This window comes from Sodalis sp. RH15 (assembly GCF_047324255.1).
Taxonomy (GTDB): Bacteria; Pseudomonadota; Gammaproteobacteria; order Enterobacterales; family Enterobacteriaceae; genus Acerihabitans; species Acerihabitans ligni.
Map to the genome: position 1 here is coordinate 5489421 of NZ_CP178738.1, position 14406 is coordinate 5503826.

A 14406-nucleotide genomic window follows, 5' to 3' on the forward strand; every position below is an offset into this window, starting at 1 on the left:
CCCGTTAAAAGGAGAGTGTGTTCCGTCCGTTATGCCGCTTCTTTTTTCAGCGACGCCATATCAATCACAAACCGGTATTTCACGTCGCTCTTCAGCATCCGTTCATAAGCTTGGTTGATATATTGAATATCAATCACTTCCACATCGCAGGTAATGCCTTTTTCAGCGCAAAAATCCAGCATTTCCTGAGTCTCCGGCAGACCGCCGATCAACGATCCGGCCACCGACTTGCGGCCCATGATAAGCGGCACGGTGCTGACCGCGGGATTCAGCGCCCCCACTAATCCCACCAGCACCAAGGTCCCGTCGAGATTCAAAGTCGAGAGATAGGGATTCACATCATGCTCATAGGGCACGGTATCGATAATCAGATCAAAATGATCCGCCACATCCTTCATTTGATCCGGGTTAGTAGACAATACCACCCCATCAGCACCCAGCCGGCGGGCTTCGTCTTCCTTACCCGGTGAACGGGTGAACAAAGTCACCTCCGCTCCCATGCCCTTCGCCAGCTTAAGCGCCATATGGCCCAAGCCGCCGAGGCCGACAACCGCGACTTTACTGCCTTTTTTCACATCCCAATGACGCAACGGCGAATAGGTGGTGATACCGGCGCACAGAAGAGGCGCTGCCGATTTGGCATCCAGATTGTCCGGTATCCGCAGAACGAAATCTTCAGACACGACGATCTTTTCCGAATAGCCGCCGTAGGTCGGCGTGCCGTCATGGCGATCCTTATCATTATAGGTTTGGGTCGCCACTTCTTTACAGTACTGCTCCAGCCCCTGTTCACAAGAGCTGCAATGCCGGCAGGAGTCCACCAGACACCCTACCCCCACAGTGTCGCCGACCTTGAATTTTTTCACGCCGGCGCCGACGCTCACCACTTTGCCGATGATCTCGTGTCCCGGCACCACCGGGAAAACACTAAAGCCCCAGTCATTGCGGGCCTGATGGAGATCGGAATGACAAACGCCGCAGTAGAGGATATCGATAACGACATCATCCTGCCGGGGATCGCGCCGGTCGATGGAATACGTTGCCAGCGCGGAACTCGCGGTTTGCGCCGCATAACCCAAAATTTTAAAGGACATGTTTTTCTCCACATTTTTGCTGACATAATCTCATACGCTTGCCGCTAAATGGCGGGAAACGTTATGCCGAAAGAGTTAATAATAGTCCGTTTTACCTAGGGATTCTGGATAAAATTAACGCCTACCGGCAAGTTGGCCGGCCGGCCCGGTATATTGGTATCACTGGCATCAATTTCCTTCATCGATGGGGGAAAGCTTCCGGGTAACCGGGCGATGGGATTGCGGTTTATGAAGAGGATTTGCAGTGCGCCGGGCAACGCTTCCGGCAGCGTTGAAACAAAATTATTAGTGAGCTGAAGGGTCTTTAATCCGTGAGGCAAATTTGGCAACACCACTTCGATAAGGTTATGATTTAAAACTAATACTTTCAAGCCTGGCGGTAAATAGGGCGGTGATGAAACCAGCAAATTTCCTGATGCGTATAATTTACTTAATTTCGGAGGCAAATAGGGAGGAAAAAAGGTTAATAAATTTTTCGAGGCATATAATTTTTCTAAACGCGGCGGAAGTAAAAAAGGCAACTCCACTATTCGATTACCGGTAATATCAAGGGTTTTCAATCTTGTTGGCAACATGGGCGGCAAAGAGACAAAATGATTGCTTGCAATGTCCAAAAAGGTCATTTTAGGCGGCAGCTCGACCGGCAGGCTCAGCAGCTGGTTGTTGCGAACCTCCAGCCACGACATCCCATCCGGCAGATCCGGCAGCGCCCTCAACTGATTATTATTGGCGGATAAACGGGTGAGCGATTTCGGCAGCGGCCGCGGCAGCTGATATAAATTGTTATTGCTGACGTCCAGAAAAGACAAACAGTCCGGCAGAACCGGCAGTGAAGTCAGCATATTATGGCTTAAATCAAGAAAAACCAGCCGCTGAGATAAAGACGAGGGGATTTGAGTAAGAAAATTATGACTGGCATCCAGCATAGACAGCCTGGCAGGAATAGGGATCGGTAGCTGGGAAAAGAAATTGGTACTGATATCCAGGCTCAGTATATTGTCCGATAATGGCTGCGTCACACCAGACAGGCGGTTGCCGCTGAGATCAAGATTGATAACATCATCTGGTAAAATCGCGGGCAAATCGGATAGAAAAAGGTCTCTCAGGATAAGCTGAGGGTTTGGCCCGTCGAAATAGATGTTCAGCCTTTCCCATGCCAGCCACCTCTTTTCCGCCGGCAAGGATTGAGCCAGCCATGGGCCCCACGCACGAGCATATCGTTGTTGTAACGATGCCAATCTTTCTGCCGCAAACGCTCTTAAACTGGCGGCCCGAATGGGTTCGTTTACATGGGGAGGGAAAGCGCGAAGCAAATTTTGTACAGGACCGATATCCAGTTTTTGAATGATTTCACGTTGCAGTTCAGATGATAAGGTAAACAACAAGTTATATTCATACATTCCCGCCGCCCTCATCACATTTTGCGCCGCCCCGGTCAACTCTCCCGCCGGACTGACATAATCCGACCAGACATTTTCGCTTAACCCAAAGTGAGTTAAAAATTCTTGCCTTCCCAGCGGACTGAGGCTATGTGCATTTTCCACCCAGCGCAGTATGTGATCTATCTTTACGGGAGGCGATTTTTGCAAGGGCGGTCTTCCCCTTCTGCGCTGGACGGCCATCCGCGAGGCGGCACGGCCGGCGCCCCGGCCGCTTAACCCCGACTCAAGGATATTTTTCAGGCGCTGCGCCATGGGTTTGGGCACCGTATGCAACATCCCCATGGAATCACGCGTATATTTCTTGCCAAAAACATTGCCCGTGACGAGGTCGACTTGTGCATAAACCGGCTGCCGCTTATATTTTGCCCCCTGCAGTTTTTTCACCTGCACATCCTTATCTATCCCCGGCAGGCGGCCGGTTTCAATATACTTAGCGGAAATCAGGGGTTCACGTTGATGCAATAATACCGCCTCCAAATCAGGCAGCACTTTTTTCCAGGCCGGAATTATTTCTTTTAGCAGGCGGCCCGCCGCAGTCATCTGGCGAAGTGCATGGGTACCGATTATGCCCGCCGATTCCACGCCGGGATCAACGCTTCTGAGCAACGTCACTCCCAATTGGATAAATGCTTTTTTATTCAGTTCCCCGGCTGCCGTAACCACCCCGTGGCGAACAAATTCCCTGCTAGCCTGGCGTATGGCGGTCCTTAGCGTTTCGCGAGCCACAAGGGAGCCCATGGCGGACCGATATGCCATTATTCCCCCCTTGAAACCTTGCTGGGCAAAACGGGAGGCCAGTCCCAAGCCCTGCCCGGCCATCGGTACCAACAGAATCATGTCCAAGGCGCAGGAAATAGGCGCATCATTTTCTTGATTAACAATGCCGCTGATGCAGTTATAAAAGGGAATCAACGATAATAGGAATCTTTGCGCCTTTTCACCGGTCGTTTCTTCATATCCCTGCTCATGTAGCTGATGAAGGAAATTATTCCGATGTTTTTGTATAAGCCGGCCGGCCAATTGTTCAAGCGGCTCCGCCGCGCTTTTCAAAAGCTCTCGTTCATTGTTATCGTAGACTCGCAATTTATATTCTTTATTCCGACGAACCTGTATGCTGTCAGCCATCAATTCATAATATAATTTTTCATCATAATCTACACGATTCAATTCATACCTTTCGCCCATATATTGCAATGCATAAATTCTTTTATTTCCATATTGGGAAGCGGCAAACAAATCGACATTAAGCGATAAAGGGACGGTGTGGGCGCGCCGGGGTAAAACCCGTACCGCTATTTGATACCGAATCTCATCAAACGCCGAAAAATCCGCTGATGCCTTATAAATTGTCGCCGTTCGCAAAAAGTCAACTTCATCCCGCGGCAGCTGTTCAAAGGCTAATGCGACCATCAACATATCCACCACTGCAAATTTTGCCGCGATGTTTTCATTCTGTTCCTTGAACAGCAGGTCGGCATCGGCATTTTCAAGAACGGAGGGACGCAGTCCGCCCTGGCAAAGGGGGCCGACGGCCTTTTCATTCAGGGCCGTCCGGTTATTGTCCACCATGACGTCCGACGTTGATAGCATTTCTCTTATCTGGGTACGGGTACGAAAATTTCCAAGAGCCTGGCTGAATTGGTTAAAGGGACTTTCTTCCACCTTTTGCCGTTCACTGGCGGCAAAAAAGGCCTCTAGAGCCATTTCATTCCCTTCCACGGAGCGGAAAATTTTTTCCATCGACAGTTCCCCGCTCTGCTCGGCCTGTTGCTTGATATACAAAAGCTTGGCGGGGAGTAAAAACAGACTCACAAGTTCCGCTTCAATCACCCCTTCCCGCAACATATCTTCTAAAGAACGACCAAGTTGAATCAGTTCATCGATAGAAATTTGGCTGATATCTTTTTCCGTACGTCGGGCAATAAGCAGACCGACATGCAAAAATCCCCAGTCCACGGTGCCTGCATGGAGATTGTGATTATCCATATCTTCATGTCTTAACGCCAAACAAGGCAACTCCATAAAAAGAACTTCATGGATAAGATAGTTTTGGGCGGTTTTATCAAACGAATATACTTCTTCAATACGCTCCGCCGCCCCCTCCTTGGACATACCAATTTTGCCTAAAATATATGAAAAAAGAATGTCGTTTGACAATTTTACCGGCTGCCGACCGCTGCAACCATTATTCAACACGGTCTGAGCGATAACCCGGCCGATAAATTCGCCGAGGCTATATTTGAATAACAGCTGACTAAGCCAGTGTCTTGTGATGCCGTATTGTTGCTCGAGGCTTAATTTTTCATTCTCATGGGCGCCATACTCTCCTGAATCTTTCACCAAAAAAGATGAAAGAGACTCTAACCCATCGGGACAGCTAATAATATAAAGAATTGTTTTGTCAATAATGCTTTCAACGTCATTTTTGATATTTTCCTTAAAATATTTTTCCAGAAATCGTATACTCTTTTTGGTCAGTTGGAACACTGGATTTTTTTTCCGATCTTCCTGGTATTTTTTGCCCCGTTTCGTCCTGCCGGAGGTTGGAGATTCGATGTCTGATACGGATTCAGCTGACAATGCCAGGGTGGAATTCGGCTTGACCAATCGTGTTGAAGCGTAAATACCTGTGGATTTACCCGTAGCAGCGCCGCGATTGCGCCGGCCTGCACGCTGAAAAAATGATGAATGATGATCGGCGGTAATAGCGCCGACATCGCTGTAGGCTGACGGCAACAAGGAATACCGCGTTTTAGCCAGGCCAGCCAGGTTACGGGTATTCGCGGTCTTGACCGCTTGCGATCGGACCAAGGCCTCGCCGGTCGTCAGTGAAATATTGGAAATCATTAATATTGATTGCAGTATCAATAACGCTCTCGCCCTTTTGGCTGCGTCTCCAGGGTTTTTTGACAGATCGTACAGCATGTTTTGCTGAGCAACCTGATTGATGCTTTTTTTATTAATAGTAGCATGATAATTACCGACATGATTTCTATATAACTGTTGAGATATTGGCATAGGCAACTCCGATGAATAATATATAGACTTAGACTGATAAATTTACTGGGATGCACACAATCAAGGCGAACCAAGAATGCAGATTTTACACAAAAGCAGTTGTTTTATTAAATAATACAGAGCAGCCTAAAATAAATATTCATTTACCAGCCGTAATTCGAAAGCTGATTTAAGCTCAACAGCTTATATAATCCGTAAATAAAAGCACATTTAGTTATGTTTTTTGGTCAGCTCGCCTCCGTTCAAAATGATTTTTGGCCGGCTATTAACAATGTGACCCCGATCCCTACATTTTCGTTAAGATAGATTATGCTGAAAATACTTTATATTCAAAAAGGTACCCCACCTGCCACTTCGGGTGATTTTATTGGCGACAGGTAAATAGGTCTTGAGGAGGGTGGTTATATGCAAAATGCCAAACGCAAATCTACCGTGCCGCCGCTTTATCTAATCCGTAATGAACGCCTCACGCCGCCACCGCATCTGCTGGCGGGTGAACGGGTGCTGTTATTCGATGGCGAATGCGTCCTGTGCCGGCGATTGGTGCAAACGCTTATCCGCGCCGACTGGAGAAAAAAGATCCATCTCGCGACGGTGCAATCAAAGCCGGGAAAGGACCTGTTACGTTGGTCGGGATTGTCCGATGAAAACTTTAATACTATCGCCTACATTGCCGACGGCCAGGTTTCCATTCGCTCAGACGCTTTTTTCGAGGCGTTGATCCAGCTTGGCTGGCCGTGGCGCGCACTGCGAATCTTGCGGTTTTTACCCCGGAAACTGCGCGACGGAATGTATAACCATGTCGCCCGCAACCGCTATCGCTGGTTCGGTAAACTGCCTGCCGGCACCCTGCCGCCGGATGACGGACAGGGACGTCGCTACCTGGACGGCGGGCGGCAATAAATTTCCCTTTCAGCGCACCTCGCCGAAGCCCACCGGCGTCCAGCGGTAGCCCTGGCTGCCGTCGGCGCGCAGATAACCGATGCCGGGGAAGGTGATGTGGGCGCCGGCAATCAGGGTTTTTTGACGGACCACCTGTTTTAGCAGCGCCTGCCGGGTTTTAATCGCCAGGGCGCTATTGGAATCAAAGCCGATACCCAGTTCGGGATGGGCAAACTGCAGCGCCGAGTAGTGGACGATATCCCCCCAGAACAATATGCTCTGACCGTTTCGCTCCAGCATAAACCCGCTGTGGCCCGGCGTATGGCCTGGCAACGCCACTGCTTTCAGGCCGGGCAGCAGGTCTTTATCGTAGCTGAAACTGTGCAGTCTGCCCGCCGTCTCATAGGGCGCAAGGATATCCCTGGCGCGCTGGAAGGCGGCCTGCTGATCGCTGGGCGCACCGTCGAGATTGGCCTGGGAAAGCCAGTAATCCACTTCCGGTTTCGACGCCCATACCGCGGCATTGGGAAACGCCGGCTGTCCGTTGTCGGTCACCAGCCCGCCGATATGATCGCGGTGCATATGGGTCAGCAAAATCATATCCACCTGCTCCGGTCGGTAGCCGGCGGCTTTCAGATTGGCCATGGCCTGGCCGAACCCCGGTCCCAACAGCTTGCCGCCGCCGCTGTCGATGAGGATCAGGTGGTCGCCGGTATTAATGAGAAAGCTGTTAACCGAGCCGTTCACTACTTTGGGAGCGTCGCCGTCCACGGCGGCCACCTCTCGTTGCAGCGTTTCGGGGGCTGCATTTTTGAATAAGGTTAAGGGAAATGTCGAACTGCCGTCATACAGGGCGGTAACCTGGGCGCCGCCCACCATGATTTTGAAATAGCCCGGCGCCTGGTTTTTCACCAGCGGTATGGAGGCTGTGTCGGCATCGGGGGCCAGCACAACGGCAGCCATGAGGACAGCGGCGCGGGTAAGGCTTTTTATCGTCATTTCTTTTCTCCGGCGAAGTCGTGGATCGGATGACAATCAGGAAATGTCGCTTGCTTACGGACTTATTGACACAATGACCGGTCGGGATGAACCTGTATGTCAGCAGTCTAATCAATAGTTTCCTGAACCGCACCCCCTTTATCGCCCGGATCAGACCTCCGCGGCGCTTTCTTCCGCCAGCAGTCTCGCCAAGAGATTTTGACCGGTTATCAGCCGAGCCGCGGTACCGATATCCGGCGCCAGCCAGCGATCCGCCGTATAGGGCGCGACCTGCTCGCGCAGCAGCGACCAGGCGCGGACCGTGCCGTCGCCGCACTTTTCCGGCCCGATAAATTCCAACGCCTGCGCCGCCAGAAGGTATTCTATAGAGAGTATCTGCGCAAGATTTTGCAAAGCGCGATCCAGCTTCAGCGCCGCGCCGGTGCCCATGCTCAGATGATCCTCCTGCAAGCCGGAGGTCACGAAATTATCCACCACCGCCGGCTGCGCCAGTTGGCGGTTCTCACCCGTCAGGGCGGCCGCGACGTATTGCGTTATCATCATGCCGGAATTCACGCCGGGCTCACTGACCAGGAACGGCGGCAAACCGCTCACCAGCGGATTCACCAGCCGATCGATACGCCGTTCCGCCACGCCGCTCAATTCAGCCACCGCCACCGCCAGCAAATCGGCGGCCATCGCCACCGATTCACCGTGAGGATTGGCCTGGGATACCACGCGAAATTGATCCGGCGTGCCAAGCACCAGCGGGTTATCGGTGGCGGAATTCAGCTCGATGCCGATATGCCGCGCGGCATGGTCTATCTGATCCCGGCAGGCGCCGTGAATTTGTGGTATTGAGCGCAGGCTGAGCGCATCCTGGGTGCGCAGGTTGGCGCTTTCAGCAATATTTTTACTGTGCCGAATCATAAGACGCAGATGCCCGCCCACTTTCTGCATGCCGGGGTGGGGTTTTAAGGCCAGGATTTCCGCATCGAAGGCATTGGCCTGCCCCCGCAGGGCCTCGAAGCTCATGGCGCCGATAACATCGGCCCAATCCGCCAGACGCACCATATCATCCAGCGCCAGGCTGCTCAGGCCGGTCATACAAGGCGTGCCGTTCACCAGGCACAGGCCGTCCTTCGCCCCGAGCTCCGGCGGCGTAACCCCCGCCGCCGCCAGCGCTTCGGCGGCGGAGCAGCGCTGGCCGTCATAATCCACTTCACCTATGCCCATCAGCCCCAGGCCGATATGGGCCATATGGGTCAAATACCCCACCGAACCCTGGGACGGCACCAGGGGGGTAATATGGTGATTGAGCAGATCCAACAGCCCCGCCACCACGTCGCGCCCGATGCCGGACTTACCCTGGCTGTAGTTGGCGATGGCGGCGCAGATAATGGCGCGTGCCTGTTCGCTTCGCAGCGCCGGACCGACGCCGCAGGCGTGGCTCATCAAGGTATTGCGGGACAGCGCGGCCAGTTGGTCCTCCCGCAGCGCCACATTGCATAACGCGCCCAGACCGGTATTGATCCCGTAGGCGCGTTCGCCGGACGCCACTACTCGATGGACGATGGCGCGGGCGTTATCGATACGTCCCCAGGCGGTCTCCGACAACGCCAGCGCCGCACCGCCGCGGGCCACGGCGGTGAGATCGCGCCAGCTTAGCGGCCCGTCTCCATAAACGATTGTTTTGGTTGATGACATGAAAACTCCTGTTGCCCCACGCCCGCTAATGATGGCTGGAGATAAATTGCCGGAAGCGCTCGGATTCATGGTGGGTAAACAGCGCCTCAGGCGTGCCCTGCGCCTCGATATACCCCTGATGCATAAACACCACCCGGTTCGATACGCCGCGGGCAAAGCCCATTTCATGGGTGACCACCAGCATGGTCCTGCCCTCTTCCGCCAGGGCGCGCATCACTTTCAGCACCTCCCCCACCAGTTCGGGATCCAGGGCCGAGGTGGGCTCGTCAAACAGCATCACTTCCGGATCCATCGCCAGCGCCCGGGCAATGGCGACGCGCTGCTGCTGCCCCCCGGACAGCTGCGACGGGTAATACTCCCGCCGGTCGTACAGTCCCACTTTCGCCAGCAGACGTTCGGCCTGCTCCAGGCACTCTTTGCGGGATTTTTTCAATACGTGCAGCGGGCCTTCCATCACGTTTTGCATGGCGGTCATATGCGACCAAAGATTGAAGCTTTGGAACACCATGCCCAGCCGGGCGCGGATGCTGTCAATCTGGCGCCGGTCGGCGGGAAACTGCCGACCCGACGGGTGGCGCTTCATCCGGATGGTTTCGCCGCCGATGGCTACCGTGCCTTCGTCGGGTATCTCCAGCAAATTGATGCAGCGCAGAAAGGTGCTTTTACCTGAGCCGCTGGCGCCCAGTATGGAAATAACTTCTCCTTGCCGGGCATCCAGCGAAATGCCTTTCAGCACCTGCTGATCGCCGAAAGATTTACGGATATCAATCATCGACAGGGTAATGGGGGCGGGTTTGTTCATTCTCTCTCCCTAAGCAGGGTGTCACTGTTGTCGGCCAACGCGGGGCGAGGACGTAAATGATGGGACAGCCGTTTTTCCCAGGCGGCGAACAAGCGCACCAGGATGAAGTTCAGCAGCAGATAAATCACCGCGGCACAGACAAATACCTCCATCGTCCTATAGGTACGCTGGATAATCTGCTGCGCGACGCCGGTGACGTCCCAGACGGTAACCAAACTGGCCAGCGCGGTGGACTTCACCAGCAAAATCGCTTCGGTGGAGTAGGCCGGCAGCGCATAGCGCAGGGCAATGGGGCCGATAATCCGACGCACCAGCACCCAGCGCGACATGCCGTTGGCCAATCCGGCTTCAATTTGCCCGTGGGGAATGGACAGCAGGCCGCCGCGGATAATCTCGGCGGTATAGCCGGCGGTGCACAACGCCAGCGCCAGCACCGCACAGGAATAAGGGGAGCGCAATACCGGCCAGAACAGGCTTTCACGTACCAGGGAGAACTGCCCCAGCCCGTAATAAAGCAGGAACATCTGGATCAACAGCGGCGAGCCGCGAAACACCATCATATAGCCGCGGGCAAAATAGCTCAGCACCGGATAACGGCTGACGCGCAGCGTCACTATCACCAGCGACAGCAGGCCGCCGAGGATAAATGAGCAGATAAACAGCCCAAGCGTAGTGGGCAGCGCCGCCAGAAGCTTGAGCATGGTATCGCTGAGAAAGGCAATATCAATCATAATCGGGTCCCCGCGCTGGACAAGGGCTTAACGGGAAGCAAAAGGCGTTTTTCCTGAGCGGCCAAGACGTTTCTCCGCGCTGCTGATCAAGGGATTGGAAAGACCGGTCAACACCAGATAACACAGGCCGCCGATAATATAGAAAGTGAAATACTGCCTGGTAGACCCCGCGGCCACCTGGCTGGCGCGCATCAGCTCGACGATGCCGGTTACGGACACCAGCGCCGAATCCTTCAGGCTCATTTGCCAGACGTTCGCCAGGCCCGGCAGCGAATAACGTAGCACCTGCGGCAGCAGGATCCGCCGCAGCACACAGGCTTTGGTCATCCCCATAGCGTAAGCGGCTTCCAGCTCCCCCGGCGATACCGCCATGACCGCGCCGCGATAAACTTCCCCCTGATAAGCGCCGGAAATCATGCCGATTGCCAGAGCGCCGATGAGAAACGCCGGCACTTCAATATAGCCGTCCGCGCCGAAGAACCGACCGATCACGGTCAAAAAACCCGAACCGCCGAAGTAAAAAAGATAAATAATCAGCAATTCCGGTATTCCGCGGAAAATCACCGAATAGCCGTCGCCGAAAAAACGCCACAACCGCCGGCGGGACAGCTTTGCGCCGGCCACCCAGGCGCCGAACACAGACCCCACCAGCAGCGCGGCAAAGGTCAGGCCCAGGGTGGTCAGGGCGGCCAACAGCATCATGCCGCTCCAGCCATCTCTCGAAAATCCCAGCATCTCCAACATGTTCACCACCCCTATTGCTGTTACCGCTGAATCACCCCGGTGGCGAACGACGGATTTTCGCCCCGGACCATCATGGGATCTTTACGGCGTCACATCGGTTTTAAACCATTTTTCGCTGAGTCGTTTCACCGTTCCGTCCGCCATGGCGGTTTTAATCGCCCCATCGAACTTGGCTTTTAAATCCTGATCGCTTTTACGTATCCCCAGCGCTTCCCCCTGCCCCCAGACCGGCCCGGCGATTTTCGGGCCGTCAAAACCCAGATCCTTGTTCTCCGGCCGGGACATGATTGACGTAAAGAAGGTCACGTCATCAAATACCGCATCGATACGCCCCGCCTGCAAATCGAGAATAGCGTCCGCCGACGCGTTATATTCCCGCACCGTGGCGATATCCTTGAAATATTGGTCGATAAACGGCGTGTATACGGTGCCGGAAGCAATACCGATGGTTTTGCCTTTCAGCGCGGCGCGTAATCCGGCAATGGCGGGATTAATGGAGGCGGGATCGTTGGTGAGCTTGATAATGGCTTTATCACCGGTGGTTTCCGGCAATATCTTGCCGCCCACCGAGACAAAGCTGGCGGCGGTGGCGGCATAGGGCACCGTAAAGTCGATAACCTTCTGACGGTCCGGAGTGATAACGATGGCATCCATCAGCACATCGAATTTACCCGCCTGCAGACCGGCTATCATGCCGTCCCAGTTTTGCACCACCAGCTTGCACTGCATCTGCATCCGTTCACAGAGTATCGTCATGAGTTCAGGTTCAAAGCCGCTCAGCTTGCCGCCGGGCAGCGTCAGGTTCCAGGGCTCGTAGCTGCCTTCGGTGGCAATGGTAACGGATTTCCACTCTTTACCCTGCGCCGGCAGGACCGCAAGAAATGCCGCCCCCAAAATGCCAGCCACTAACATACCGGTAAATCGATGATGATATTTCATAGCGCGGATTCCCCGTAAAAAGTTTGATTATGTACATGTATATACAAGACCAAGCAATTAAAGGGCCAACACCGCAGGGAAGTTTAAGAAAGATTGTACCGGCGTTTCAGCGCCGGCCAACGGGATAACACAACGCATTGTCATGTGCGACGAGACAAGACGCCCTCATTTTGGTGCAGCGGCAAAATCCGCCGGCACCAATTTGAGGCAAAAACCCGCTAATGCAACGCTGGCGCTCAGGCTCGCCATCACAGAAGCTGAACCGGACGTGCTAAAGGGAGAGCGTGCCGATGGGGTCGACGCGGGCGTGGTTTTACCGCCCGCCGGAGCACCCCATGGCGCGCCAGGCCCGCCATCACTGAAGCTGAACCGGGCGTGTTAAAGGGAGATCAGCGCCTCCGGCGCTTCCTTCAGCTCATCTGCCGATCGTCAACATAGCGGCGCTTATCCGCCGGCGGCGGAAAATACTGGTACAGCCAGGTTTCGCTCAAGGCGGTAACACCGGTGCGCAAAAACATCCGCAGCTCCACCGGATCCGTCTTATCGCTGTCAGGGATCCAGTCAAACAGAATACGATAGCCGTCCATCGGTTCCACAAACAGTATTTCGATATTATCTATCTTGCCTGCAGAGGCATTGATAACCGGCTCAATACCCTTCGGCGCCGCCGCTTTAATGTCGCCGCCGACAAAATCGACGGCAAAACGGCGCGCCCAACTCGCCGGATAATGCTCCCCTGGCGCCCAGCCTTCCGGAAAGCCGCCCATACCGGTACGAGTCGCCATGACCCGCGCCATCCCACTGACCACCGGCGGCTCGCCGCTCCAGTAGAGACGATAGCGATAGGTATACTCCCGACCCGCAACGATAGGTTCGGCCGGCTGCCAAAAACACACAATGTTATCCAGGGTCTCGCCGGTGGTGGGAATCTCCATCAGATTCACCGTACCTTTGCCCCAGTTGCCCACCGGCTCAACCCACAGGCTGGGCCGCTTATTATACCAGCCGATAACATCCTGATAATCGTTGAAATCATGATCAAGCTGCAGCAGGCCGAACCCCTTGGGATTCTCATCCATATAGGCATTAAATTGCAGCTTCTGCGGGTTATTCAACGGCCGGCATATCCATTCGCCGTTGCCGCGCCACATTGCCAGCCGATCGGAATCGTGGATTTGCGGATGAATGGTATCGCAGGTACGCCGTTCGTTGGTGCCGCAGCTGAACATACTGGTAATCGGAGTGATGCCCAGTTGCTTGATGGCGGTACGGGGATGGATATGCTTCTCGATATCCATCACCACCCGCTCGGCCTGGCAATCGATAACAAAACGATAGGCGCCGGTGGCGCTGGGACTGTCGAGCAATGCATAGACGGTAAATACCGTATCCGCGGCTTTCGGCCGATCAAACCAGAAAGCGACAAAATCCGGAAACTCTTCCGGTTGGCCGGCATAGGTATCAATAGCCAGGCCGCGGGCCGACAGCCCGTATTGGTAGGTGCTGTCCACCGCCCTGAAATAGCTGGCGCCGAGAAAAGAGACCACATCGCGCCGGGTAAGCTCCGGGGCTTTGTTCACCTTGAAACCGGCAAACCCCAGATTATCTCGGCCTACCAGCTGCGAGGTATCCACCCCGGCATGGTGGTAATTAAACAGTTCCGGCCGAAAATGAATCTCCCTGGCCTGATGAGACGCGGGATCGACGGAATACATCCGCACCCGCCGTTTGAACCCCATGCCGACATGGAACAAATGTACATCAAGCTGGCGACCCGCTATATCGTGCCAGAGAGAATGACTGGCATCGTATTGGATATCGTTGTAAGCCTGCGGCGTCAGCTCCGCCAGGGTTTTGGGCAGCTCCGCCGGCGGGCCGCCGAAAGGCTGGCGGGACAAATCCGCCGCCATGGATTGCAAAAGGGAGAAATCGAACGGAGTGGCGCTGCCGTCGGCAATTTCCCCGGCGGCCAGCGCCGAACGCATAAATAACGCCGCCGAACCGGTCGTGCCGCAGTAGGCGGCCAGCGCGAGTGATGCTTTGATAAACTTTCTTCGTTCCATGCCGGA

At 54.4% G+C, this 14406-nt stretch carries 10 protein-coding genes; 1 reads left to right on the forward strand and 9 read right to left on the reverse strand.

The window, feature by feature from the left end; all coding sequences use genetic code 11:
- Positions 1 to 29 precede the first annotated feature (29 nt).
- Together ACL2XO_RS24940 and ACL2XO_RS24945 are read right to left on the reverse strand one after the other, a co-directional pair.
- Positions 30 to 1094 carry an NAD(P)-dependent alcohol dehydrogenase gene (locus ACL2XO_RS24940; RefSeq protein ID WP_413741777.1) on the reverse strand — a complete coding sequence of 355 codons (1065 nt, stop codon included), beginning with the start codon at positions 1092 to 1094 and terminating at the stop codon, positions 30 to 32.
- 95 nt (positions 1095 to 1189) lie between these two features.
- Positions 1190 to 5554, reverse strand: a complete 4365-nt coding sequence (locus tag ACL2XO_RS24945; protein WP_413741778.1) for a hypothetical protein — start codon at positions 5552 to 5554, stop codon at positions 1190 to 1192.
- Between the two features lie 405 nt (positions 5555 to 5959).
- On the opposite strand from ACL2XO_RS24945, the gene ACL2XO_RS24950 reads away from it, so the two are divergent.
- Positions 5960 to 6457, forward strand: coding sequence for a thiol-disulfide oxidoreductase DCC family protein (locus ACL2XO_RS24950; RefSeq protein ID WP_203520803.1), 498 nt, complete (start codon positions 5960 to 5962; stop codon positions 6455 to 6457).
- A gap of 9 nt (positions 6458 to 6466) precedes the next feature.
- On the opposite strand, the gene ACL2XO_RS24955 is transcribed toward ACL2XO_RS24950, so the two are convergent.
- From ACL2XO_RS24955 to ACL2XO_RS24985, 7 genes are all read right to left on the reverse strand, one after another.
- The gene (locus tag ACL2XO_RS24955; RefSeq protein WP_413725789.1) at positions 6467 to 7435 is read right to left on the reverse strand and encodes an MBL fold metallo-hydrolase; all 969 of its coding nucleotides are present in this window, start codon (positions 7433 to 7435) and stop codon (positions 6467 to 6469) included.
- Between the two features lie 150 nt (positions 7436 to 7585).
- On the reverse strand, positions 7586 to 9121 hold the full coding sequence (locus tag ACL2XO_RS24960) for an HAL/PAL/TAL family ammonia-lyase (protein ID WP_413741779.1): 1536 nt from the start codon (positions 9119 to 9121) through the stop codon (positions 7586 to 7588).
- Positions 9122 to 9146: 25 nt separating this feature from the next.
- On the reverse strand, positions 9147 to 9923 hold the full coding sequence (locus ACL2XO_RS24965) for an ABC transporter ATP-binding protein (RefSeq protein WP_132925156.1): 777 nt from the start codon (positions 9921 to 9923) through the stop codon (positions 9147 to 9149).
- Positions 9920 to 10654, reverse strand: a complete 735-nt coding sequence (locus tag ACL2XO_RS24970; RefSeq protein WP_132925154.1) for an ABC transporter permease — start codon at positions 10652 to 10654, stop codon at positions 9920 to 9922. Before ACL2XO_RS24970 ends, ACL2XO_RS24965 begins: the two co-directional genes overlap by 4 nt.
- Positions 10655 to 10681: 27 nt before the next feature.
- Positions 10682 to 11398 (reverse strand): ABC transporter permease, encoded by a 717-nt coding sequence (locus tag ACL2XO_RS24975; protein ID WP_413741780.1) that lies wholly within the window; start codon positions 11396 to 11398, stop codon positions 10682 to 10684.
- Between the two features lie 81 nt (positions 11399 to 11479).
- Complete coding sequence (locus ACL2XO_RS24980) at positions 11480 to 12310, reverse strand: transporter substrate-binding domain-containing protein (protein ID WP_413743109.1); 831 nt, start codon at positions 12308 to 12310, stop codon at positions 11480 to 11482.
- Positions 12311 to 12747: 437 nt separating this feature from the next.
- Positions 12748 to 14400 carry a glucan biosynthesis protein D gene (locus ACL2XO_RS24985; protein WP_413741781.1) on the reverse strand — a complete coding sequence of 551 codons (1653 nt, stop codon included), beginning with the start codon at positions 14398 to 14400 and terminating at the stop codon, positions 12748 to 12750.
- Positions 14401 to 14406 lie beyond the last annotated feature (6 nt).